The organism is Wolbachia endosymbiont (group B) of Schoenobius gigantella (assembly GCF_964031005.1).
GTDB lineage: Bacteria > Pseudomonadota > Alphaproteobacteria > Rickettsiales > Anaplasmataceae > Wolbachia > Wolbachia pipientis.
In genome coordinates this window covers 835,826-857,771 of the sequence record NZ_OZ035002.1, presented here as the reverse complement: position 1 = coordinate 857,771, position 21,946 = coordinate 835,826, and the positions used below count along the sequence as shown (strand labels likewise).

The following is a 21,946-nucleotide window of genomic DNA, read 5'->3' as shown; positions in this document are numbered from 1 at the left end:
TTAGCCCTTCATAAATAGCTTTTCAATTCTGTCTATTTCTTTCTTCAATATTTCAGTGATCTCCTTACTGTTTTTCGCATAATCCATTGCTGTCATTCCAAATTTATCCGCTTGTTCTATTTCTCCTCCAGCCTTCACTAATTCTTTCACTATCTCTTTTTCGCCTATCATGCATGCAAGGTGCAGCGGTGTGCATTTATTTCCATATTCTTCCGCATTTACATTCCCTCCTGATTTTATCAATTCCCTCACGATTTCTAGACGTTTCTCCGTTACCGCTAGGTGCAGTGCTGTGTATCCTTCTACATCTTTAGCATTCACATTCGCTCCTTTTTCGACTAATAATCTCACTGTTTTTGCGTCTACTGCATAATGTAGTTCCCTTTTTGTCTCTTGCATAAATATTTTTATATGAGTTCTCTAATAGTGACTCCTCTTTTTCTTTTTTACTCATAATCTACCTCACCTTTTCTTTAAATTTTAACCCCTCTTTTAGGCCTTCTTTCTCACCACCTCATCTATCATTTCGTTCACTTGGCTCATTATCTTGCTTGCTAAATTTTTACATTCTTCCTTTATTAGCGATTTGTCTCTCTTCCTTATTTCTTCTATCTCTATTATTTTTAACTCTGGTAAATAACTCCCATTCAACATGTCTGCTATTTCTCCCACTAGCCCCTCTATTCCATAGCACGTCAGTTCTCTACTTTTTGTTATTCCTCCTTGTTCTCTCAGAAACTTACTCGCCTTTTCATTCTCTTCGCTATTCCATGAACAATACTTTTCACTTTCCCAGATGTAATACATTGGTGTTGCGCCATATTTATTCAGTTGATTAACTTCAGCTCCTGCCTTTACTAGCTCTTTTATTATTTCAACTCCTGCTCCTCCTATTTTGCACGCAGAGTGGAGTGGCGTACATCCAGTGACATATTGAGTGGCATTTACTTCCGCTCCTTCCCTTAGCAGCACTTTTACATTTTCTAAACTTTTTGCGAATACTGCACAGTGTAGTGGCGTATAACCATTTTTATCTCTTGCATTAACCTCTGCTCCTTTCTTTATTAAGAACCTCACTGTTTTGTAATCGGAGATTTCTACTGCTTGGTGTAATATCGTCTCTCCTTCTTCATTTCTTTTATTAATGTCTTTAAATCCGTTACTTGATACTTCTTTAAAAAACTTACTCTTGCTAAAACTCATTTCATACCTCACAAAATTAGCTTTTCTAGCGCCAGACAAATTTCTTATGTTTACCTGCTGCTATTCAAGTCATGTCTTTTTTAGCATGAGAAAGCAAGTCTTTTTCTTTTTATTTCATATATTTTAACCTATTATTAATATAATATATGAGGATCTAAATATAAGTATTTAACTTATTACACATATCACTTGACTATTTTTCCAACTTCTGTACAAATGTCGATGTTCGTGCCACTTCAGTACTCCCGGGTAAAATACTAAAATGTAATTTTCTAATTCGTGTATTGAGTCTTTTTGCTCTGAATCTAAATCGTTTTCATACTTAATATTGTGTTCTGCTAAACCATATTTTGTAATCTTCTGATCAGTATAGTTTTCTATTTTGTAGTGGTGAGTAACGCTAAATCTTTCTAAAATTGGCTTGTGTTTTAAATTCCAATGCTGCCCTGAAAGTTTATCGCTTCGCAATACAAATTTATTCCCTCTTTCCTCTACACTACTTACTGGAAAACATGCATTTATTTCTCCTAAGCTCCAACTGTCCGATAATATAACTTGCGCTTTCGCAAACTTTATTTCTGGTAATAAGCTCTGTGGTAGTGGATATAGTGCTTTTAAGTTGTACCACTGATGACTTCTTTCATAGATGCCTTTATAATCCCTCGTGTGAGGCTCTGTTTCTCCAAGTACTGCTACATCTAATCGATATATGTCATTACTAAATGCTTGCTCATAATGAATCCGAAAAGTGCTAAACTTAAAATTTGGATTTAAGCTTTTTAGCTCAAATGTATTCTTCCGACCAAATGACAGTACTGGTCCATCTTTTTCAACTTTTCTACCTGAATAGTCTGACAATAAGCTGCCGAATAAACTTTCATCTAAAATAAACCTATCAACGTTATAGTGATCATTGAAAATCCTCATTAGCCGCGATCTTAAGGGTAATGATAGTTTTGCAAGTTCTACTACTGCATCCACAAAAAAGTTATTTGGAACATCCCTTATCCCTATCTGCAGTTCAAAAAAATGTTTTCCAGGTGGCTCCTCAATGATTGTAATATCTTCTATATTTGCCCACTTTAGTGCTATTTTGAGTGATGCTGGGGTTCCTCTTAAACGCTGAAATTTTAATCCTTCTACTATAGCTCTTCTTTTATCTTTTACCCAGCGTAGAATTTCCCCCAATTCATATTCCTCAATTAGCCAAGGTAATATTCTTTCTTCTAATCTAAATTTAAACCCCCTGATACAGCTCAGATCAACCTTATAATCTGTTGCATCAACCAGTGCTTGCTCTTGTTTTGTTGCATTTGGGGGTAATAGCATTACTCAACCTTTAAATTTCGCAAATTTGCACATTCATTACCTAGAACCACAACATCCTCTTTTGGCTCTATTAATTCCACATTTTCTACACCATCTACAAATAGATTCGCTATTATCCACGATCTTGTTACACTCCACCCTAATCTTTTTGCTAATTCAAACTTCTCAATAAACTGCTTCTTGATTTCCTCCTCTGATATTACAGGACTTATGCTCATTCTGCTGTGGATATCTATTTCCATAATATTGCAGCCAATTACTGTTACTGTATCGGTTAAAACCCTTATATCATCTCTAGTAACCTGCTTTTTTACAATTTCAAGTAGCTCTTCTGAAGCTATGCCAGTTGTTGTTGATAAGATTGAAATTTGTACTTTCCCTGGTATAGGTGATTCTACTAATGCATCTTTTACTCTACTATCTGCCGACAGTGCATGATAACGATAATACTCTTTGCTTCCTCCTGTTGACCACCCCTTTATTTTTGCTTTTACCCTCTTTCTAAATCGTTCGTCCTCTTCTTCTTTTTCTCTCTCTACTCCATAAAACTCAGCTAAATTATCAAGATCTTCTCCTTTCGCAAATTTTAATAAATTACTTTTTACAGCTTCATTTATTCTTTCTCTGAGTAACAACTCTCTCCATGCTGCTACTTCTAATACCTTTATCGCTGGGTCACTTTCAATTAGTGCTGTAAAACTTTTATCTCGACTTATTAATTCTTCTTTCATCCGAGCAAAAATCTCTTCAAAGTTCAGTGGTTCGATAATATTTGGCTGCTGCATATTTACACTACAATTCCATCAAAATGAATGTTTTTCCCGTTTGCCAGATAAACTCCTTCAAGTGAAATAGTTATTTTTCCTTCTTTTACTCCTTCAACTTTTACTTTTTCTAACTTAAATCTCTTTTCCCATTTTTCCAAAGCTTCTGCAGTTGCTGCGTAAATTTCTAGTGTTAAATCACGATTAACTGGCTTATCCACTAATTCAAATAATCTTGAGCCATAATCTCTCCTCATTATTCTACTGTTTACTGGAGTGGTCAGTATATCAATTATCGACTGCTTTAAGTGCTCTATTCCTTCTAACGTCTTTCCTGTTTTAGCATCCATTCCTCTCATATATTTTTCATGGCTCTGACTTAATACTTGCATGTTTTTCACGTGCTATAGCAATAGCCTTTCTCAACTTCTTTTCAAGAATTTCTTTAGAAGGAAGCTGTGTTAAATACTGTGCAACATGAATATTAGAGCCTTCGAGTTCAAGATATTCTATATCCTCTTGATCCTTATCAGCACATAAAATAATCCCTAACGGTTTTTCTTCACCTGCTTTTCGTTCATTTTTATCTAACCAATTTAAATACCATTCCATCTGTCCTTTATAAGCTGGTTCAAAGCGACCTATTTTTAGTTCTATTGCTATAAGGCGTTTTAATCCTCTGTGAAAAAATAGCAGGTCCAAATACCTGTCAGTTGTTTTAGTACTCATCCTTTTTTGACGTGTTACAAAACAAAAATCATTTCCAAACTCTTGTAAAAACTTTGTCAATTCATCCAAGATTGTATTTTCTAGATCAGTCTCACTATAACTTGATGGCAATTCCATGAAGCTAAGGAAGTATGGGTCATGAAAAATGAATTCTGGTGCTAACATATTTTCTTCACGTAAATTTTTTATACTCCTTCTTATGAAATCTTCAGGTTTTTTTGCTAGTGCTGTACGTTCATACAACATAGTATCGATTTTACTACGTAGTGCCCTAACACTCCACCTTTCAATACGACACATTTCTATATAATAATTACGCTTCAGCTCATCAGAAATTGCAATAATTTCTACAAAATGTGACCAACTCATACCAATTCCCACTGCACAATAAACGGATAGATAACAATGGAAAAAAAGCCATACTATTGCCTTTCTTTCTCACTCCACAATTAAATAACTCTACAATATCGCTTATTTGATTCACTAATAATGAGAATTGGTATCAATTGTTGTGACAGTGTCGCGACAATTTCTTGATCAGAAAAGAATTTAGAAAATTGCACCATACGAAATAATGACGCTCTATCAAAACCACGTCCATATTTAATCTGAAGTTCTTTTGCAAGTTGGGAGATGATTTGCTTCCCATAATCTGCACGTTTGTGCTTTAGAATATCTTGATCAATTCTAGAGCCAATTTCCCAGTTTAACAATACTAGAGTAGAATTGAATTGAACAGAAAGATGATTTTTTGCTCTATCTATTAAATTACTAATGTCTCCTAATAGGCTAGTAGTTATATCCATATTCATAACTTTATTTTTGATAAGTATAGCATATTTTATCCTGAAAAAATGTTACTGCTACCACTGATCACCTTGGAACCACAAGAAACCATATCACCAACTCTTCCCACTCCAAACCCATTTGCAAACACTGTTTTTGATCCTTCAGTTAATACTCTACCTTCTGTAAAATTATCTCCTTTTCGGCAAACTGGCTTACCATTTACAAAAACATTGTTACTGCCACTAACACAAAAATGTAGTGTTGCTTCTGCACAATGATCTCCTACTCGCACAACCGATTTATTCATTTAATTAAGGTTTATTTTATCTGCCTTCAATTTTATTCCACTTTTTGTCATTTCTATACTCGATTCCCCAGCCTTCAGTGTTATTTTGTCCACTACTTCAATCTCTAAATGATGTTTTTCCTTATCACATGTAAACTTCGTCCCATCTTGAAACTTTATACTATTTATTTCTTTTTTATTTTCTAGTGCAGGGTACTTTTCCTGATATATTCCTGGTAATACTACTCCTAATGATAGTTCACCAAGAGGAGAAAATACCACAACTTGTTCATCAATATCTGGCGGAGACCAATCTCTATCTTTTCCTGCTTTGCTTGTTATCCATGGCAGATAATCTGTTACAATATCTCCTATTTTCACTCTTACTTTTGCTTTTTCATAGTCTATTTCTTTAACTAGGCCTATACGAATGATATTCGCTACTTTTCTATTTAGCTCTGAAATTGCAAAACTATGGTCTAACATGCACTTCACCTATCTCAATAACATGTGGCATTATGCCAGTTGACCATACTGATTTACCCGCATGCACTTCATGAGTCCACTCCACTAACCACACTAAATACGCATCCAATTCTGGCCTAAATCCGTCAATTTCCGCAGAGATAAATTCTCCTGGTGAAACACTCTTCACGTTCCAAGTATTTTTATTTACTACTCTTGCTACTTCTGTAGCTAATGTTCTAACAACTACCGAGGAATCCTCGACTGTTCCATCAACTACAACCCTTGCTTCAAATCTTGCTTTTAGCGCTAATTCTTCTGTTCCAGGATCTTTTCCCGATTCTAAACTCACAAGCTCTACAAATAACGCTGGCGCTAATAATTCTTTTCTTATTGCTGGATAAATTTCACATGTCTGTATAGACGGTATTTCTTTCTTCAGTGTGGTGCAAATTGTTTGATGTAAATCTGTCCAGAACTTTGTCATGCATATAATTTAACTCATGTAATGTATAAAATATTTTTCAAATACCTTTTCAACTTCATAATTAACAAGATTCCCTATTATCCTTGAAGCCTCAGGTTCTAATGGCAACTTAACTTCCTTTATTGGCAATGCTGCCCTTCCTTCACGTTTAAACATACCGCTATTTCCTTTTGGCATAACTGCTGCAAATCCTCCTATAAACTCATGCTTTCCTACTTTCGATCCTCTTCTTGTTTTTTGTATTTTGCCAATTGCCGATGCTCTAATGTCATAGAGATTTGCTCTAATTAACACTTCTAATCTGCTAGTTTTCGCCTTAAAAATTCTTAATCTCTTTCTTATCAAACTTAATTTTATCTTCTTTTCCTCACTGATTTCCTTAGCTGTTTTTGATTTTAGCCATATTGCTGTTTTGTTTAATGCTCTCACTGTCGCTTTTTCCACTTTTTTCCTTTCAGTATCTATACTTTGTACAATACTACCGGTGTTAATACGCATTTATACTCCTGACGCTCGAATTTTCCATACCATTCCTGAATTATCTTGCAGCGGTGAAGAATATACTTTATATTTACGGTCACCTATAACAAAAATATCTCCTACAATTGGCTGCAGTACATCAAACGCACTTACTTCCAACACTAAAGTTTCTCCTACAAATTGCCCTTCACCAATCTCGTATAATTTATCTGGCTCTTGCTTTAATACTTGTACCATGTACGCCTTATTTTTCGACTTATACAAAGCTAACTCTCCTAAATGGGCAAAACAATCTTTAAATAATCTCTTTATATTTTCCTGCATACCATTTTTTCTAAAAGTCTTTACATATTATTTTAAACATATTGCATATCTTATATTTTTATGGTATATTTTTATGGTCATAAATAGAGTTTTCTATGTGGGGACCCTACTATGTTGTTACTATTTTCGCTAAAACGGCCGGACGATGGCACATTGGCAGAGGATTTGACTGCGTATGTAAATCAGTTCCTCTATCAAATCTCCTCGGCTCTTGTTTTGCATATAGTGGCTGTCCAAGAGTATTTACTGTTTCATTAAAATCTGCTGGTGCAAAGTATGTTGTAAAGGTATTTGTGAGCAGAACTTCTGGTGTTGGCAGTATTGGAGTAATAGCAAGCCACATAGATCAAAGTGGGTTTGATGAAAAGCAAGGTATTAAGTACACCACAATCTTTGCTGGTAGTCGAAAGAATGATTTAAACCCGCATGAGCCAATGACGTCTGAAAGTCTGGGAAGCTTACAAAAAGAAGTAGACCGACTATATGAAATGTTTGTGCAGCTAATAGCAAGGAACAGAGGTCTTTCAATTGAAAAGATTCGATCAACAGAAGCAGGTCTATATTTTGGCGAGAAAGCAGTAGAAATAGGTCTTGCAGATGGAGTTACAACATTTTTTGAATTTATCAACAATCATAAAAGTAGGAGTGTTAGTATGACAACTATTGAGGAGAACTGTCGTAGAGAAATTTTAGAGATAATAAGATTATGTAATGTATCAAAGATGCCAGAAAAGATAGGAGAATTTATTGAGCAAAGCGTAAGTGTTGAGCAAGCCAGGGAAGTTTTAATGGAGTTACTTGCAGAGCGAACAGCAAAAGCTGAGATTTTCAGCGCTTTACCACAAAATTCATCAGAAGATTTGATGATACAAGTAGCTAAAGCTCGAGCGCAATCAAGTATTTAAGTTTTCTTATAACCGCCGCGTACAACAACTACAAACATGGCGGTAAACTAAAGGAAAAAAAGGAGAAAAGAAAATATGACATGTATAACTGAACAAAATAATCTGGGTGACTTATTAAAGTATGAGGCATCAAGTCTATATTCAAGAGACCAAATAACTGTAGCGAAAGGTCAAAATATTAAACTTGGTACAGTAGTTGCCAAGAAGACAGATGATGGTTTTATTAGAGTGCTGAACCCCACTGGAACAGACGGCACACAAACAGCAGTAGGAGTAATTACAACCGATATACATAGCAAAGATTCTGATATTAAAGGAGTAATTATTACTCGCAGTGCAATGCTAGCAGATCATGCAGTTGTATGGCCAACAAATATTACTGAAGAGCAGAAAGCTGCAGCAATAAAGCAACTTGAAGCACGAGGGATCATCATTCGCAAGGGAGTTTAACTAAAATTAATAGGAAAAAAGGGAGAGAAAAAATGCAAAATCCATTTACAAATACAGCATTTAGCATGACGGCACTAACAAATGCGATGAATATATTGCCGATAAATTATGGACGAGTTGAAAATTTAAATTTATTTCCAAGTAGGTCAGTAAGATTTAGACATATTACCATAGAAGAGCGAAACGGAGTATTAAGTTTACTACCAACGCAAGTTCCAGGAGCACCAGCAACAGTAGGAAAAAGAGGAAAAAGAAAGGTAAGAACGTTTACGATTCCACATATTCCACATGATGATGTAGTGTTACCAGAGGAAGTACAGGGAATAAGGGCATTTGGATCAGAAAGTGAACTGAAAGCGCTGGCAGATGTAATAACTGACCATTTGCAGCTAATGAGAAATAAACATGCAATAACGTTGGAGCATTTGCGTATGGGAGCGCTGAAAGGAATAATTTTAGATGCTGATGGGTCAGAATTATTAAATCTGTACAACGAATTTGAAATCACGCCAAAAGTAGTAAATTTTGCACTAGGAACAGCAACAACAGATGTAAAGCGTAAGTGTATGGAAGTACTCCGGCATATAGAAGATAATCTAAGTGGTGAATATATGACAGGAGTTCATGCCTTGGTAAGCCCTGAGTTTTTTGATACACTAACTTCTCATGCTAAAGTAAAAGAAGCATATGAGAGATGGCAAGAAGGAGCAGCACTTCGAAATGATATGAGATCAGGATTTACGTTCTGTGGCATAACGTTTGAGGAATATAGAGGACAAGCAACTGACCCTGAAGGGACGGTAAGAAGATTTATTGAGAAAGATACAGGGCACTGTTTTCCACTAGGAACAGCAAGCACATTTACAACATATTTTGCACCAGCAGATTTTAATGAAACAGTAAATACTCTTGGACAGCCACTATATGCAAAACAAGAGCCAAGGAGGTTTGATAGAGGGACCGATTTACATACACAGTCAAATCCTTTGCCAATGTGCCATAGACCTGGAGTGTTAGTCAAAGTTGCTGCAACATAACAATACCGGTAGAATGAATGTAGTGAGGTATTCTACCAGTATGTTCCTTCTTAGCATACTTATAAACCTTAATACATAAAATGGAGAAATGCAAAAAAATATTAAGAGACTACTAAAAGATTGTTTTGCCCATTTAGGAAAAGTGGCTTTGTATGAATCAAATGATAAGTCATATGTGGTACAAGTACTAAAACAACAGCCAGATAAATTATACGAGATTGGTGAAGGACAATTTGTGGGAGAGATGCTTTTTCTTGAGGTAAACGTTTTTGATGTACTGAAGCCAATGGTGGGAGATATTTTTGTTATTGATGGTCGTAAATATAAAGTATATTCTCCACCGCTGCGAGATAATTCAGGAATAGTATGGAATATAAAATGTACAGTACTTGGAGAGAAGGATGTTTAACATTGAGGTTAATGAAAATATTGAGAGGATTATTCACAACATTGATGCTAACAAAGCCAAAATAGAATTGGCAGCGGTAAGAGCACTAAACAAAACGGCACTATGGTTAAAAGCGCAAGCAGCTAGGGAAATCAGTGAGGAAAAGAAGATAAAATTAAGTTTGATAAGAAAGAGATTAAGAATTTTTAAGGCGAAAACTAGCAGATTAGACGTGTTAATTAGAGCAAATCTCTATGACATTAGAGCATCGACAATTGGCAAGATACAAAAAACAAGAAGAGGATCGAAAGTAGGAAAGCATGAGTTTATAGGAGGATTTGCAGCAGTTATGCCAAAAGGAAATAGCGGTATGTTTAAACGTGAAGGAAGGGCAGCATTGCCAATAAAGGAAGTTAAGTTGCCATTAGAACCAGAGGCTTCAAGGATAATAGGGAATCTTGTTAATTATGAAGTTGAAGAAGTCTTTACAAAGTTTTTTGAACGTGAATTGAGCTATAAAGGATGAATTTGAAAGATTTACATGATAAAATTTGTACCACGCTGAAGAGAGAAATACCAGCAATTCAAACTTGTGAAATTTATCCATCGATAAGAAAAGAATTAGTAGCGCCAGCGTTATTTGTAGAGCTTGTGAGTTTAGAATCGGGAAAAGATCCAGGAACAGAAGAATTAGCGCTGAAAGCAAGATTTGAGGCACGAATAGTGATTGATAGCACAATAGAAAATGCACCTATTATTGTTAGATCATTAGCTAGCGAAGTTGCAAAAGTAGTAAATAAAAATACTTGGAACGTGAAAAATGTTTCACCAGGAGAATTTATATCAGGAGGAGGAGATGATTTTAGGCCAGAATTAGATGCATATCTCGTGTGGATGGTTGAATGGGTGCATACAATACACGTAGGGCGATCTATTTGGAAAGAAGGAAAATTTATGCCACACAAAATAGAAATCGGTGAAATAAATGTTAGAAAATAATTTTGCAATTTCGGAACTACAGAGGAAAATGGCCAACATTGTTCGTATAGGAGTTGTAAAAGAAATAGATTATGAAAAAGCAAAAGTAAGAGTGAAAATAGGAGAATTTTTAACAGATTGGTTGCCATGGATAACAAGCAAGGCAGGAAAAGATAGAGATTGGTCTCCACCAGATATCGGTGAACAGGTTATGATATTTTCTCCTCTTGGCGAATTATCGTTAGGAGTGGTGTTAGGAGGGATATACCAGGAAAAATACCCTGCATCAGAGAATAAAAAAGAGGTGAGTAGCTTAACATTTCAAGATGGAACAAAGTTGTCATACGATAAAGATAAACATCATTTAGAGATTGAAGTAGTAGATAAAATAACACTGAAAGCTGGAGAATCGAGTATAGAAATGACAAAAGAAAGAATAAAACTTAAGGGAAGGAGAATAGATCTAAACTAGCATATGGGTAAAGCAATCGTTTGTGTAGGGGATAATTGTACAGGAATACCGGTTCATGTTTGTATGAGTGGAAGTGAAGACGTATTTGTAAATAGTAGATCTGTGTGTCGTAGGGGTGATATCTTGACTATAGGGGAGACACTAACGCAAGGGTCAAACAGCGTATTTGTGAACGGTATGGGAGTAACAAGAACAGGAGACTTGGTATCGTGTAGTTTTAAAGTGATAGGTGTTAGCAAAAATGTATTTGCAGAATGAGAGGCATGAATGCTAGCACGGGAAAGGAATTGGAAGGAATAGAACATTTAAAACAATCAATTACTGATATTTTAACCACTCCTATTGGATCACGTATTATGAGAAGAGAGTATGGTTCTCGATTATTTGAATTAGTAGATAAGCCAATAAATAGAGATTTAACTTTGGAAATCTATGCAGCAACAGCAGAAGCACTGGGGAAATTTGAGAAGAGATTTAAGTTAGAAAAAGTAAAAGTTGAAGGAGTAAAAGAAGGGAGGGTAACATTGAATTTAGAAGGTGTCTATCTTTCAGAAGGTAAGTTCATAAATATTAATGAAGTAGTTGTTTAAAAATGCAGCAGCCAAATATTATCGAACCACTGAACTTTGAAGAGATTTTTTCTCGGATGAAGGAAGAGTTAGTAAATAGAGATGAAACCTTTTCAGCATTAGTAGAAAGTGATCCAGCGATAAAGATTCTGGAGGTAGCAGCATGGAGGGAATTGTTACTAAGACAAAGAATAAATGAAGCAGTAAAGAGCAATTTACTAAAATTTGCAACGGGAGAAGATCTTGATAATTTAGCTGAGTTTTACGGAGTGGAGAGGCAGAAAGAAGAAGATGATGAACGATTTAGAAAAAGAATTAAAGCAAAAATAGTGGGCTCAAGCACGTGTGGAAGCAAAGAACACTATCGATATCATGCACTGTCAGCAGATAGTAGAGTAAAAGATGCACTAGTGGAATCAACTATACCAGGGAAAGTACAAATTTCAATCTTATCAACACAATTATCCACAACTGGCATAGTGTCAGAAGAGCTACTAGAAATTGTAAAAAAGCAGGTTACTAGAGATGATATAAGGGTTTTAACCGATACAGTAACAGTGATAGGTTGCAATATTACGGAAATAGATATTCACAGCAGAATGAGCATAAGTCCTGTAATATCAGAGGAAGAAATCAAGAAGCAGTTTATTAAGAAGTTTGAAGCAAATAGAAGGCTGGGATGGAATGTTACAAGATCATGGATAATAGCGAATTTATTTGTAGAGGGTGTAGAGAATGTAGAATTAATAGAACCAAAAGAGGATGTTGTGGTACTGGGGAATGAGTGTGCGGTGCTTAGCTACGTCAAGTTAGATAGGATTTAAAACGTATTTTTTTGCTTTGTGCCAGTGAGAGGATTACGTGCAATAAGTGGTTTAAGGTTTACTGGATAAAAACGACCAATGTTATGCAGACGAAAAGACTCTCCTTCTCCTAGCTGTTGCAACTTATTTTTTAAGGTATTAACAATATAGTCAAATATCAAAGAAAGTATTTTTAATACCGAGAATATTTTTGTTTTTTATCAGTTCTGCAATGATCTCTTGCTCACTCATAAGCTACCTAAATAAAGGAAATTAAAGCAACTGGAAAGAAAAGACAAATGAAAAGTTTATTACCGCCAAACGCAACAAAGCAAGAGCAAGCATTGGTTGATGCAACAGATTATAAGGTTGATCTGAGCTGTATCAGGGGGTTTAAATTTAGATTAGAAGAAAGAATATTACCTTGGCTAATTGAGGAATATGAATTGGGGGAAATTCTACGCTGGGTAAAAGATAAAAGAAGAGCTATAGTAGAAGGATTAAAATTTCAGCGTTTAAGAGGAACCCCAGCATCACTCAAAATAGCACTAAAGTGGGCAAATATAGAAGATATTACAATCATTGAGGAGCCACCTGGAAAACATTTTTTTGAACTGCAGATAGGGATAAGGGATGTTCCAAATAACTTTTTTGTGGATGCAGTAGTAGAACTTGCAAAACTATCGTTACCAGCAAGATCGCGGCTAATGAGGATTTTCAATGATCACTATAACGTTGATAGGTTTATTTTAGATGAAAGTTTATTTGGAAGTTTGTTATCAGACTACTCTGGTATAAAAGTTGAAAAAAATGGGCCAGTGTTATCGTTTGGAAGAATAAATTTTTTCAGTTCTAGAGGTCCGTTAGTAGAGATTGTAGACAACTATTTAAGAGAGCATTATGAACAAACATTTAGTAATGACATATATCGATTAGATGTAGCAGTACTTGGAGAAACAGAGGCTCATACAAAGGATTACAAAGGCATTTATGAAAGAAGTCATCAGTGGTATAACGTAAAAGCACTATATCCATTACCACAAAGTTTATTACCAGCAATTAAGTTTGCCAAAGCACAGATTGTACTGTCAGATAGCTGGAAATTAGGAGAAATAAATAGCTGTTTTCCTCTTTGTTATCAAGAAGAGATAGGAGGCACACTTTTCCTTGGTAATGATAAACTTTCTGATCAGCTATGGAACTTGGAATACAAACCAATTTTGGAAAGATTTAATATCAGCTATGAATATGAAGCAAAGAATTTTACTGATCAAAAGGTTGCGAAAGCTAATTTAGAGGTTGTCCGGAAACAAGTAAAAGGCTATAATATCTGAAATTTTAGTACGGGGTAAAGATGAGAAAAAAGTATCCAACAGATCTAAGCGAAAGGGAATGGGCAAGAATAGAAAAACACTTCAGAGTATCATACAAGAAAGGAGGAAGGCTGCCAAAGTATAGCAAAAAAGAAATATTAGAAGCAATTTTCTATGTATTGCGTACAGGGTGTCAATGGCGGTATTTACCAAATGATTTTCCGCTATGGAAGACTGTGTATGAGCAGTTCAGGCAATGGAAGAAGCAGGGAATTTTTGAGAAAATGAATTATGAAATTACAAAATATAGTAGAAGAAAAATAGGAAGGAATGAGCAGCCGAGTGCCTGTATAGTAGATAGTCAATCTGTAAAGACTACAGAAAAGGGGGGATCAAAGGCTATGATGGAAGTAAAAAAGTAAAGGGTAGAAAAAGGCATATAATTACAGACACTCAGGGTTTTATACTAGGTTGTTACGTAGGCGCTGCTAACGAAAATGATAGAGATGGTATTAAAATAGCATTAAACAATATGAGAACAAAATATACTAAAGTTAAAAAAATGTGGGCTGACATGGGATACCAAGGAAGAAATTTAAAGAATCACATAAAGGAAGAATATGACATAGATATTGAAATTGTTAAAAGGCCTCCATGTAGATTTTGGGTGCACAAAGATACGCCACCTGAGCTACTACCAACAAGAGAACAAGGGTTTAAAGTACAGCCAAGAAGATGGGTTGTAGAAAGGACTTTTGCTTGGGTTAATAGGAATAGAAGGCTATCGAAGGAGTATGATTTACTCACAACATCCACTGAGAATTTCATATACCTAGCTATGAGTAGGGTTATGTTAAAGAGGGAATATGCTTGAATTTACTAGTTTCCGGACAACCTCTTAACGGAATATCACGTAGCTTGCGAAAATGATAGAAGTTCAGGACAAGAAGATTCGATACACGAATTAGAAAAGCACATTTTAGTATTTTACCCGGGAATACTGAAGTGGCACGAACATAGACATTTGTACAGAAGTTGGAAAGATAGTCGAATAATATCTATAATAAGTTAAGTACTTATATTTAGATACTAATATATTATATTAATAATAGGTAAAAGTGTATGAAATAAAAAGAAAAAGACTTGCTTTCTCATGCTAAAAAGGACATGACTTGAATAGCAGCAGGTAAATATAAGAAATTTATCTGGCGCTAGAAAAGCTAATTTTGTGAGGTATGAAATGAGTTTTAGCAAGAGTAAGTTTTTTAAAGAAGTATCAAGTAACGGGTTTAAAAACATTAATAAAAGAAATGAAGAAGGAGAGACGATCTTGCATCAAGCAGTAGAAATCTCTGATTACAAAACAGTGAGATTATTAATAAAAAAAGGGGCAGAGGTAAATGCAAGAGATAAAAATGGTTATACACCACTACACTGTGCAGTATTTGCAAAAAGCTTAGAAAATGTAAAAGTGCTGCTAAGGGAAGGAGCGGAAGTAAATGCTACTCAATATGTTACTGGATGTACGCCACTCCACTCTGCATGCAAAATAGGAGGAGCAGGAGTTGAAATAATAAAAGAGCTGGTAAAGGCTGGAGCTGAAGTTAATCAACTGAATAAGTACGGCGCAACGCCAATGTATTACATCTGAGAAAGTGAAAAGTATTCTCTGTGTGATAGCAAAGAGAGTGAAAAGGCGAGTAAATTTTTGAGAGAAAAAGGAGGAATAACAAAAAGTAGAGAACTGACGTGCTATGGAATAGAGGGGCTAGTGGGAGAAATAGCAGACATGTTGAATGGAAGCTACATGCCGGAGCTAAAAATAATAGAGATAGGAGAAATAAGGAAAAGAGACAAATCACTAATAAAGGAGGAATGTCAAAATTTAGCAAGCAAGATAATGAGCCAAGTAAATGAGATGATAGATGAGGTGGTGAAAAGGAAGGCTTAGGTTTAAAGAAAGGTAGGGGTAGATTATGATAAAGCTTGGTAAGAAAGAGAAATCTCTATTAGAGAGCTCATTTAAAAAGAAAGAGACGAAAAGGGAACTACATTATGCAGTAGACGCAAAAACAGTGAGATTATTAGTCGAAAAAGGAGCGAATGTGAATGCTAAAGATGTAGAAGGATACACAGCACTGCACCTAGCGGTAACGGAGAAACGTCTAGAAATCGTGAGGGAATTGATAAAATCAGGAGGGAATGTAAATGCGGAAGAATATGGAAATAAATGCACACCGCTGCACCTTGCATGCATGATAGGCGAAAAAGAGATAGTGAAAGAATTAGTGAAGGCTGGAGGAGAAATAGAACAAGCGGATAAATTTGGAATGACAGCAATGGATTATGCGAAAAACAGTAAGGAGATCACTGAAATATTGAAGAAAGAAATAGACAGAATTGAAAAGCTATTTATGAAGGGCTAAAAATATGGAGAAAGAAATAGAAAAGAAAGTAATGAATTTAGAGAAAAAACCTTTGGGTGAAATGAGAAAAATATGGAAGAAGGTATATGGGGAAGAGGCGCCTAGATACTCAAAGAAATATCTGATACCAAGATTAGCTTATAGAATGCAGGAAAAAGCGTATGGAGAAATGTCAAGAAAGGGGACAAAAAGACTAGAATATCTGGCAGATCGGCTAGAGAAGGGAAAAAGAATAAGTAGTGACAAACTGCCAGTAGCAGGAACAGAGCTAATATTAGAGAGAGGAGAAGAGACGCATGCGGTAATGGTAACAGATAAGGGTTTAATCTACCGAGAAGAATTTTTCACATCATTATCAGCAGTAGCCGGAAAAATAATGGGAATGAGCTACAATGGGCCGCTTCTATTTGGAATGAGAGATAAGGAGAAAGAATGCTGAAAGAGGTAAGATGTGCGATATATACTAGGAAGTCAAATGAAGATGGTCTAGAACAAAAGTTTAATAGTCTTGATGCGCAGCGAGTAGCATGTGAGAAGTACATAAAGAGCAAAGAAGGCTGGGTAGCATTGGCAAAAAGGTACGATGATGGAGGTTTCTCAGGAAAGAATTTAGAAAGACCAGCAATAAAGGAATTATTTGAAGATGTTAAAGGAGGAGAAGTAGATTGTGTAGTAGTATATACGCTAGATAGGCTCTCAAGGGAAACAAAAGACAGCATCGAAGTAACGTCATTTTTTAGAAGGCACCGAGTAAATTTTGTAGCAGTAACGCAGATATTTGACAATAATACGCCAATGGGAAAATTCGTACAAACAGTGTTATCAGGAGCAGCACAACTAGAAAGAGAGATGATAGTAGAGAGAGTAAAAAATAAAATAGCAACATCAAAGGAGCAGGGATTGTGGATGGGGGGAACTTTGCCGCTTGGATATGATGTAAAGGATAAAGAATTAATAATAAATGAGAAAGAAGCAAAGACAGTAAAGCATATATTTGAAAGGTATGTAGAGCTGAAGTCAATGGCAGAACTGTCAAGGGAGCTAAACAGAGAAGGATACCGGACGAAAGGAAAATCAGATATCTTTAAAAAGGCAACGGTGAGAAGAATAATAACAAATCCAATATATGTGGGAAAAATCAGGCATTACGAGAAAGAGTATGAAGGAAAGCATGAAGCAATAATAAAAGAGGAAAAATGGCAAAAAGCGCAGGAATTGATAAAGAATCAGCCATATAGAAAAGCAAAATATGAGGAAGCACTGCTAAAGGGAATAATCAAGTGCAAAAGCTGTGGTGTAAATATGACACTGACATACGCAAAAAAAGAGAATAAAAGGTACCGATATTACGTGTGCAATAACCATTTAAGGGGAAAAGGTTGTGAATCAATAAACAGAACTATAGTAGCAGGAGAGGTGGAAAAAGAAGTAATGAGAAAGACAGAGCAGCTATATGAAAATGGGAAAGAAAAGACCGAAGAAAAATGGAAAAATTTAAGTTTTGGAAAGCAGAAAGAAGTAGTGAAAAAGTTAATAAAAGGAGTAATGGTGAGAGAGGATGGAATAGAGGTGAGTTCTGAATCAGAGGAAAAATTTATACCAATAAAGAAGAAAGGAAATAAATGCACGGTAGTATAACCAGAAGCAAAAACAAATAATGCATTGCTAAAAGCAGTGGTGAGAGCTCACCTATGGAAACGGCAACTAGAGGAAGGAAAATACGCAAATATAAAAGAGCTGAGTGCCAAAATTAATATAGGTACAAGACGTATACAGCAAATTTTAAGGTTAAATTATTTAGCACCAAAAATTAAAGAAGATATAGTAAATGGGAGGCAGCCAAGAGATTTAAGGTTAGTTGATTTAAGAGAAATACCGATGCTGTGGAGTGAGCAAAGGGAGAAATTTTACGGCTCAGCGTCGTAACGTTTATAAAAATAACAATATGAAAAAACATCGAAAAAAGTATGTGCCAGAAAATTAAAAAAGGTTATTGCAAAAGGAGCTACTACAAAGGGCCACACAAAAAGATGTTGAAATTGATATAGAAGAGCAAATAAATGTTACAAAATCAATTATGTAGAAAATCAATATAAGTGATGAAGATTTTAGCATATTAGGTGCAACAATGGTAGAAGATGTATCCAATTTTAGCTGCATATTGTAATAGTAGATTTAGAGGAAAATTCTTTAAACATCAAAAAAGGCAATACTCTAAACTTCAGCACACAACTCCAGGAAATAGTACATGTCGAGCAATCTATAGCCCCTTTTGAATCTGAGAGTGTACTTGAAAATCCATAAACATTAAGTAAACTTTTTAAATAAAATGGTTTCTTTTTCAACTTACTAAATAAACTTCTCCCATCATTGCTGTGTAACAAATCATATACAAAGCTATGGTCTACTTACAAGCAGTGCCTTCTGTTGATGAGATGCTTTTTCTATCTTTAACTCATCCATACTACAGCTTGGCAAGCTTGAATAGCATAAGGAATCTTTTTGTTCTTGCGTTTGTTTTGCCAAGGCCTTATTTCTATAAGGTAGGGGTTGAAAATGATTACTTCCCTTATTTACTATATGTAAGACATTATTGTCATCATAATCTATCCTATTATACTCACCTGCACTTCTTGATCCTGAACTATCTATTAGTTGATGCAAGTATGGATCTTGTTGCTCATCAGTAGCATTGAATGGATTACTCTCTGCAACATGTAATTTCACACCATACTTACTACAAAGTACTCTGCCCTCGACATCGGAACGTCCCCAAAATTCATTCTTTCCAATGCTATTGATATATTGGTTACACGTAATTCCACGATTTACGAAATCACCTTCAACCTCATCAAAGTCCTTGCCAATTTTACTTATAAACCAATCTGGAGGATTGTCTTGCGCAAATCTCTTACACTCATTCCTTAACTGCTCTACAGTAACTTTGATTCCCTTCTGTTGTTCCATACTTTGCCTGAATGAATCAAAAAAACAGCTTCCATTATTGATTGCGTGCCCTAAATAGAAGTCATCAGGTATGTTTGATTTTTGCTCTTTATCACCTTGTTTTTCTGCCTTTTCAATAATTTCTTCCTCTAAACCAAAAATTTTACTCCAGTTGTATTTACCTTCTAACCCCAATTTTTTACTTTCCTTTTCTGCTGCTTTAGCTAAGTCTGTTTTAGAAATATCCCCTTTTTCTTCATAGAACCTAGATAAAATTTTAAAGATATCTATCAGGTAAGTTTTTACGTCAAAATTCTTCTCCTTTTTTACAATATTAGACTTAATATTGCGTAAATCTTGTAATAACTTATGCCTTCTAGCAATTTCCTCCATAGAATCCCTTCTTAACTCTTCACGTTCTGTCCATTTGTTGTTAGACTCGCTTATTACTTCAGGATGCATTAATTTTCCAGACCTTTCAAAATATCCCTGTTCAATAGCATAGTAGACATCATAATCACCAAGTGCACAATCCTCGCCTAATTCTTCTTCATGACCTTTGAATTTTTCCAATACTTCCTCTTTATTACTCACTTCTACTATAATTTTGCTTTTATCTTGTACGTCAGGATACAGTTTAACGTCTATCTTTCCCAAACTAGTATAGAAAGTCAGTACTATATTGCCCGTAAGATTAGTATAATTTCTTATCCCATCTTCCGTTATAATTTCTACCTCACTTTCACCGATTGCTATTACATCTCTTCTAGATTCTATACTTCCATGAGTTAAATTTGCTTCATTTATGATTTTCGCAACCTCAACTACACTATTTTCTGAATATTCCAAATAGAGAATAGAGTTATCCACTTTTACATTTTTCACCTTGCCAGTAGTTGCACTTTTAACAATTTCCATAAATTTCAAACTACGCTTTGCATAACTTTCATAGGCTTTTACCATATTAGCTTTGTGGCTTTTAAACTCTTCTAGTTCATCAATGACAAGGATGCTGCTTATGGTATGTAGTACTACTCCTTTTGATACTAAGTTACATACTATACGACTAGCAACCTCTACATCACTTGCAATTCTAGAGTTCTTTTTTAATTCACTAATTTTTCTTATTACACAATCTGCAAAGCCATATTTACTCTCATATTTCTTGTCATATAAACTTCCTGACACAGCAAAGTTCAGCATTACTCCTGCTTCTATAGCTCTTTTTACAACTTGCTCTAACTCGTTCATGTTTTCGGTTGCATTGGCCATATCTAAAAAAGCTTTCAATTCCTCCCGTTGGTTTAATATTAAAATGTTCCATAAAGCGGAATCTTTAGGTAAATGTTCTTTGTCCTTCCATCCTTTGTAATCAATTGCTCCTGCTTCTAACAGCAACCTTTCTGCTTCTTTAAAACGAATCTTATCACCATAACAAGCATCTCTAATCTTTTGAAAAATACGAGACTTTCCTTTACAATCACGAAGATTTAAAATCTCTTTAAGACCTTCATTTCCTCTATGCTGATTTAAAAACTCTCTTAGTTGATTAGTGCCAAGGCTATGACCGCAAATATTTTCTAAATGGCTTTTTGCTCTCATTTGCTCCTGAGTTAAAAAGATTTGTTCTAAAATATTCACTTCAAAAGGTTTTTTGTTAATAACTACAATATCTAGAGGAGTTTTTCCTTGTTTGTCAGGTTGATTACGTGCTCCTTTGTTCAGAAGTAAAGGTATATTTAAAGTATTATAATAAGCAGCATAGTGCAAAGGTGTTTGTCCTTCACTGTTAACTATGTTAGGGTCAGCTCCAGCTTTTAAAAGTAAAGTTATAAATGCTCCAACTGCCCAGGCCATATCTTTTTCTACTGCCAAATGCTCCATACTTTGTATTGCATGCAGTATTGTCAACTTGGACTTTCCTCTTTGAAGATTGAGAACGACCCTTAGATCATCATTACTTTTGTTATCTTGTAAAAAATTCTCAAACTTTGTAATGTTAGAAAATGGAAAGTCTTTTAGGAGACTTAACAACGCCTTATTCAAATTTTTTTGGCCCTCTTTTAAGTCAGGTGCACCTGAAGACCACTCAGATATTAAATTATTGAATTCTTCCCTTTTTATAATAGAGATCAAAGAGCTGTTATCACTAAGCAGCAATGAGTATTTAAGTGATTCATATCCATCATCCACTTGCTCTTCTTTCTGTTTCGCTTCTCTCTTCTCCAAATTCTCTATATCACCATCTTTAATGAGTGCAATTAAATACTTCAAAAATTCAACATTTCTATTTTCCAGTAAGGGACATGCTCCATTCTTCATAAGAATCGAGATCATTTTTGTATTTCGACCAGCTAAGTATAATGGAGTCCTACCTTTCTCATCTACTGCATTAAGATCAGCCCCATTGTTTATTAGGTGCTCTACTATTTTTGTTTTGTTACCCAAGATAGCATGATGCAAAGGAGTACTTCCATCATTATACTTCTTCCTAACACTTGCCCCATTTTTTATCAGGACCTCTACCATTCGTGTATTTCCATGTAAGATAGCATAATATAATGGATCACGATTGTATATATCCATTCCATTAACATCAGCCCCTTTTTGTATAAGAGCCTCCACTATTCGTTTATTGTTTTTCAAAACAGCAAGCTGTAATAGGCCAGATGTATCTACTTGTTTTAACTTCTCTTCTATTTCCCCAACTACATTACTATCATTTAAACCAACGTTAGCATCAATAAAAGCTAGTATTTCTTCCAAATTGTCAAAATTCATAACTCTACCTCGATTTAAAACC

General features: G+C 35.1%; 26 protein-coding genes and 3 pseudogenes. 16 read left to right on the top strand and 13 right to left on the bottom strand.

From position 1 onward, the window contains the following. The 12 genes and pseudogenes from ACQH2O_RS03990 to ACQH2O_RS03935 form a co-directional block, all read right to left on the bottom strand. A pseudogene (locus tag ACQH2O_RS03990) lies at nt 1–454 on the bottom strand (ankyrin repeat domain-containing protein). Between the two features lie 38 nt (nt 455–492). Further along, nucleotides 493–1,203: an ankyrin repeat domain-containing protein gene (locus ACQH2O_RS03985; RefSeq protein ID WP_425385044.1), complete on the bottom strand. Its 711-nt coding sequence runs from the start codon at nt 1,201–1,203 to the stop codon at nt 493–495. Between the two features lie 168 nt (nt 1,204–1,371). Then, nucleotides 1,372–2,532 (bottom strand): phage tail protein, encoded by a 1,161-nt coding sequence (locus tag ACQH2O_RS03980; protein WP_425385043.1) that lies wholly within the window; start codon nt 2,530–2,532, stop codon nt 1,372–1,374. Further along, entirely contained in the window at nt 2,532–3,317 is a 786-nt protein-coding gene (locus tag ACQH2O_RS03975) for a baseplate assembly protein (protein WP_425385042.1), read from the bottom strand. The genes ACQH2O_RS03980 and ACQH2O_RS03975 overlap by 1 nt, the downstream gene beginning before the upstream one ends. Before the next feature lie 2 nt (nt 3,318–3,319). Next, entirely contained in the window at nt 3,320–3,655 is a 336-nt protein-coding gene (locus tag ACQH2O_RS03970) for a GPW/gp25 family protein (protein WP_425385384.1), read from the bottom strand. A gap of 7 nt (nt 3,656–3,662) precedes the next feature. Then, entirely contained in the window at nt 3,663–4,394 is a 732-nt protein-coding gene (locus ACQH2O_RS03965; protein ID WP_425385041.1) for a PDDEXK nuclease domain-containing protein, read from the bottom strand. An 80-nt stretch (nt 4,395–4,474) separates the two neighbouring features. Further along, nucleotides 4,475–4,831: a DUF1016 N-terminal domain-containing protein gene (locus ACQH2O_RS03960; RefSeq protein ID WP_425385040.1), complete on the bottom strand. Its 357-nt coding sequence runs from the start codon at nt 4,829–4,831 to the stop codon at nt 4,475–4,477. 35 nt (nt 4,832–4,866) lie between these two features. Next, nucleotides 4,867–5,121, bottom strand: coding sequence for a PAAR domain-containing protein (locus ACQH2O_RS03955; protein ID WP_019236415.1), 255 nt, complete (start codon nt 5,119–5,121; stop codon nt 4,867–4,869). Further along, a complete protein-coding gene (locus ACQH2O_RS03950) occupies nt 5,122–5,586 on the bottom strand; it encodes a phage baseplate assembly protein V (RefSeq protein ID WP_265022312.1) in 465 nt (154 codons plus the stop codon). After that, complete coding sequence (locus ACQH2O_RS03945) at nt 5,573–6,052, bottom strand: hypothetical protein (RefSeq protein ID WP_425385039.1); 480 nt, start codon at nt 6,050–6,052, stop codon at nt 5,573–5,575. The genes ACQH2O_RS03950 and ACQH2O_RS03945 overlap by 14 nt, the downstream gene beginning before the upstream one ends. Before the next feature lie 9 nt (nt 6,053–6,061). Further along, nucleotides 6,062–6,550: a phage tail protein gene (locus ACQH2O_RS03940; RefSeq protein WP_264731786.1), complete on the bottom strand. Its 489-nt coding sequence runs from the start codon at nt 6,548–6,550 to the stop codon at nt 6,062–6,064. Continuing rightward, nucleotides 6,551–6,856, bottom strand: coding sequence for a head-tail joining protein (locus ACQH2O_RS03935; protein WP_265022309.1), 306 nt, complete (start codon nt 6,854–6,856; stop codon nt 6,551–6,553). A 95-nt stretch (nt 6,857–6,951) separates the two neighbouring features. Between ACQH2O_RS03935 and ACQH2O_RS03930 the strand changes: the two genes are divergently transcribed. The 16 genes and pseudogenes from ACQH2O_RS03930 (at nt 6,952) to ACQH2O_RS03855 (ending at nt 18,123) form a co-directional block, all read left to right on the top strand. Next, nucleotides 6,952–7,761 (top strand): S49 family peptidase, encoded by an 810-nt coding sequence (locus tag ACQH2O_RS03930; protein WP_425385038.1) that lies wholly within the window; start codon nt 6,952–6,954, stop codon nt 7,759–7,761. A 75-nt stretch (nt 7,762–7,836) separates the two neighbouring features. After that, on the top strand, nt 7,837–8,211 hold the full coding sequence (locus ACQH2O_RS03925; RefSeq protein WP_264686491.1) for a head decoration protein: 375 nt from the start codon (nt 7,837–7,839) through the stop codon (nt 8,209–8,211). Nucleotides 8,212–8,243: 32 nt separating this feature from the next. Then, nucleotides 8,244–9,248 (top strand): major capsid protein, encoded by a 1,005-nt coding sequence (locus ACQH2O_RS03920; RefSeq protein ID WP_425385037.1) that lies wholly within the window; start codon nt 8,244–8,246, stop codon nt 9,246–9,248. An 88-nt stretch (nt 9,249–9,336) separates the two neighbouring features. Then, the gene (locus ACQH2O_RS03915) at nt 9,337–9,657 is read left to right on the top strand and encodes a head-tail joining protein (protein WP_264686489.1); all 321 of its coding nucleotides are present in this window, start codon (nt 9,337–9,339) and stop codon (nt 9,655–9,657) included. Beyond that, the gene (locus ACQH2O_RS03910; protein ID WP_425385036.1) at nt 9,650–10,162 is read left to right on the top strand and encodes a phage tail protein; all 513 of its coding nucleotides are present in this window, start codon (nt 9,650–9,652) and stop codon (nt 10,160–10,162) included. Before ACQH2O_RS03915 ends, ACQH2O_RS03910 begins: the two co-directional genes overlap by 8 nt. Continuing rightward, nucleotides 10,159–10,635 (top strand): hypothetical protein, encoded by a 477-nt coding sequence (locus tag ACQH2O_RS03905; protein ID WP_425385035.1) that lies wholly within the window; start codon nt 10,159–10,161, stop codon nt 10,633–10,635. The genes ACQH2O_RS03910 and ACQH2O_RS03905 overlap by 4 nt, the downstream gene beginning before the upstream one ends. Continuing rightward, a complete protein-coding gene (locus ACQH2O_RS03900; RefSeq protein ID WP_264723622.1) occupies nt 10,622–11,086 on the top strand; it encodes a phage baseplate assembly protein V in 465 nt (154 codons plus the stop codon). Before ACQH2O_RS03905 ends, ACQH2O_RS03900 begins: the two co-directional genes overlap by 14 nt. A 3-nt stretch (nt 11,087–11,089) precedes the next feature. Then, nucleotides 11,090–11,344: a PAAR domain-containing protein gene (locus ACQH2O_RS03895; protein ID WP_015587734.1), complete on the top strand. Its 255-nt coding sequence runs from the start codon at nt 11,090–11,092 to the stop codon at nt 11,342–11,344. Continuing rightward, nucleotides 11,341–11,676, top strand: coding sequence for a GPW/gp25 family protein (locus tag ACQH2O_RS03890; protein WP_425385034.1), 336 nt, complete (start codon nt 11,341–11,343; stop codon nt 11,674–11,676). Before ACQH2O_RS03895 ends, ACQH2O_RS03890 begins: the two co-directional genes overlap by 4 nt. 2 nt (nt 11,677–11,678) lie before the next feature. After that, complete coding sequence (locus ACQH2O_RS03885) at nt 11,679–12,479, top strand: baseplate assembly protein (protein WP_425385033.1); 801 nt, start codon at nt 11,679–11,681, stop codon at nt 12,477–12,479. A 278-nt stretch (nt 12,480–12,757) separates the two neighbouring features. Then, nucleotides 12,758–13,792, top strand: a complete 1,035-nt coding sequence (locus ACQH2O_RS03880) for a phage tail protein (RefSeq protein ID WP_425385032.1) — start codon at nt 12,758–12,760, stop codon at nt 13,790–13,792. A gap of 20 nt (nt 13,793–13,812) precedes the next feature. Beyond that, a protein-coding gene (locus ACQH2O_RS03875) for an IS5-like element ISWpi1 family transposase (RefSeq protein WP_264374449.1) occupies nt 13,813–14,645 on the top strand; the annotation gives its coding sequence in 2 pieces (ribosomal slippage) (nt 13,813–14,182 and nt 14,182–14,645; 834 coding nt in all). Nucleotides 14,646–15,011: 366 nt separating this feature from the next. Then, nucleotides 15,012–15,722 (top strand): annotated as a pseudogene (locus ACQH2O_RS03870) (ankyrin repeat domain-containing protein). 25 nt (nt 15,723–15,747) lie between these two features. Continuing rightward, nucleotides 15,748–16,197 (top strand): ankyrin repeat domain-containing protein, encoded by a 450-nt coding sequence (locus tag ACQH2O_RS03865; protein WP_007302882.1) that lies wholly within the window; start codon nt 15,748–15,750, stop codon nt 16,195–16,197. Between the two features lie 4 nt (nt 16,198–16,201). Continuing rightward, nucleotides 16,202–16,636 (top strand): DUF2924 domain-containing protein, encoded by a 435-nt coding sequence (locus ACQH2O_RS03860; RefSeq protein ID WP_425385031.1) that lies wholly within the window; start codon nt 16,202–16,204, stop codon nt 16,634–16,636. After that, nucleotides 16,630–18,123: pseudogene (locus ACQH2O_RS03855) on the top strand (recombinase family protein). The gene ACQH2O_RS03860 and the pseudogene ACQH2O_RS03855 overlap by 7 nt, the downstream one beginning before the upstream one ends. A 471-nt stretch (nt 18,124–18,594) precedes the next feature. Here the strand turns inward: ACQH2O_RS03855 and ACQH2O_RS03850 are convergent. Further along, on the bottom strand, nt 18,595–21,924 hold the full coding sequence (locus ACQH2O_RS03850) for an ankyrin repeat domain-containing protein (protein WP_425385030.1): 3,330 nt from the start codon (nt 21,922–21,924) through the stop codon (nt 18,595–18,597). Between the last annotated feature and the right edge of the window lie 22 nt (nt 21,925–21,946).

Excerpts from the sequence above, each read along its gene's own strand:
- ACQH2O_RS03985 (WP_425385044.1), bottom strand. The coding sequence starts at position 1,203 with ATGAGTTTTAGCAAGAGTAAGTTTTTTAAAGAAGTATCAAGTAACGGA.
- ACQH2O_RS03980 (WP_425385043.1), bottom strand. The coding sequence starts at position 2,532 with ATGCTATTACCCCCAAATGCAACAAAACAAGAGCAAGCACTGGTTGAT.
- ACQH2O_RS03975 (WP_425385042.1), bottom strand. The coding sequence starts at position 3,317 with ATGCAGCAGCCAAATATTATCGAACCACTGAACTTTGAAGAGATTTTT.
- ACQH2O_RS03970 (WP_425385384.1), bottom strand. The coding sequence starts at position 3,655 with ATGAGAGGAATGGATGCTAAAACAGGAAAGACGTTAGAAGGAATAGAG.
- ACQH2O_RS03965 (WP_425385041.1), bottom strand. The coding sequence starts at position 4,394 with ATGAGTTGGTCACATTTTGTAGAAATTATTGCAATTTCTGATGAGCTG.
- ACQH2O_RS03960 (WP_425385040.1), bottom strand. The coding sequence starts at position 4,831 with ATGGATATAACTACTAGCCTATTAGGAGACATTAGTAATTTAATAGAT.
- ACQH2O_RS03955 (WP_019236415.1), bottom strand. The coding sequence starts at position 5,121 with ATGAATAAATCGGTTGTGCGAGTAGGAGATCATTGTGCAGAAGCAACA.
- ACQH2O_RS03950 (WP_265022312.1), bottom strand. The coding sequence starts at position 5,586 with ATGTTAGACCATAGTTTTGCAATTTCAGAGCTAAATAGAAAAGTAGCG.
- ACQH2O_RS03945 (WP_425385039.1), bottom strand. The coding sequence starts at position 6,052 with ATGACAAAGTTCTGGACAGATTTACATCAAACAATTTGCACCACACTG.
- ACQH2O_RS03940 (WP_264731786.1), bottom strand. The coding sequence starts at position 6,550 with ATGCGTATTAACACCGGTAGTATTGTACAAAGTATAGATACTGAAAGG.
- ACQH2O_RS03935 (WP_265022309.1), bottom strand. The coding sequence starts at position 6,856 with ATGCAGGAAAATATAAAGAGATTATTTAAAGATTGTTTTGCCCATTTA.
- ACQH2O_RS03930 (WP_425385038.1), top strand. The coding sequence starts at position 6,952 with ATGTGGGGACCCTACTATGTTGTTACTATTTTCGCTAAAACGGCCGGA.
- ACQH2O_RS03925 (WP_264686491.1), top strand. The coding sequence starts at position 7,837 with ATGACATGTATAACTGAACAAAATAATCTGGGTGACTTATTAAAGTAT.
- ACQH2O_RS03920 (WP_425385037.1), top strand. The coding sequence starts at position 8,244 with ATGCAAAATCCATTTACAAATACAGCATTTAGCATGACGGCACTAACA.
- ACQH2O_RS03915 (WP_264686489.1), top strand. The coding sequence starts at position 9,337 with ATGCAAAAAAATATTAAGAGACTACTAAAAGATTGTTTTGCCCATTTA.
- ACQH2O_RS03910 (WP_425385036.1), top strand. The coding sequence starts at position 9,650 with ATGTTTAACATTGAGGTTAATGAAAATATTGAGAGGATTATTCACAAC.
- ACQH2O_RS03905 (WP_425385035.1), top strand. The coding sequence starts at position 10,159 with ATGAATTTGAAAGATTTACATGATAAAATTTGTACCACGCTGAAGAGA.
- ACQH2O_RS03900 (WP_264723622.1), top strand. The coding sequence starts at position 10,622 with ATGTTAGAAAATAATTTTGCAATTTCGGAACTACAGAGGAAAATGGCC.
- ACQH2O_RS03895 (WP_015587734.1), top strand. The coding sequence starts at position 11,090 with ATGGGTAAAGCAATCGTTTGTGTAGGGGATAATTGTACAGGAATACCG.
- ACQH2O_RS03890 (WP_425385034.1), top strand. The coding sequence starts at position 11,341 with ATGAGAGGCATGAATGCTAGCACGGGAAAGGAATTGGAAGGAATAGAA.
- ACQH2O_RS03885 (WP_425385033.1), top strand. The coding sequence starts at position 11,679 with ATGCAGCAGCCAAATATTATCGAACCACTGAACTTTGAAGAGATTTTT.
- ACQH2O_RS03880 (WP_425385032.1), top strand. The coding sequence starts at position 12,758 with ATGAAAAGTTTATTACCGCCAAACGCAACAAAGCAAGAGCAAGCATTG.
- ACQH2O_RS03865 (WP_007302882.1), top strand. The coding sequence starts at position 15,748 with ATGATAAAGCTTGGTAAGAAAGAGAAATCTCTATTAGAGAGCTCATTT.
- ACQH2O_RS03860 (WP_425385031.1), top strand. The coding sequence starts at position 16,202 with ATGGAGAAAGAAATAGAAAAGAAAGTAATGAATTTAGAGAAAAAACCT.
- ACQH2O_RS03850 (WP_425385030.1), bottom strand. The coding sequence starts at position 21,924 with ATGAATTTTGACAATTTGGAAGAAATACTAGCTTTTATTGATGCTAAC.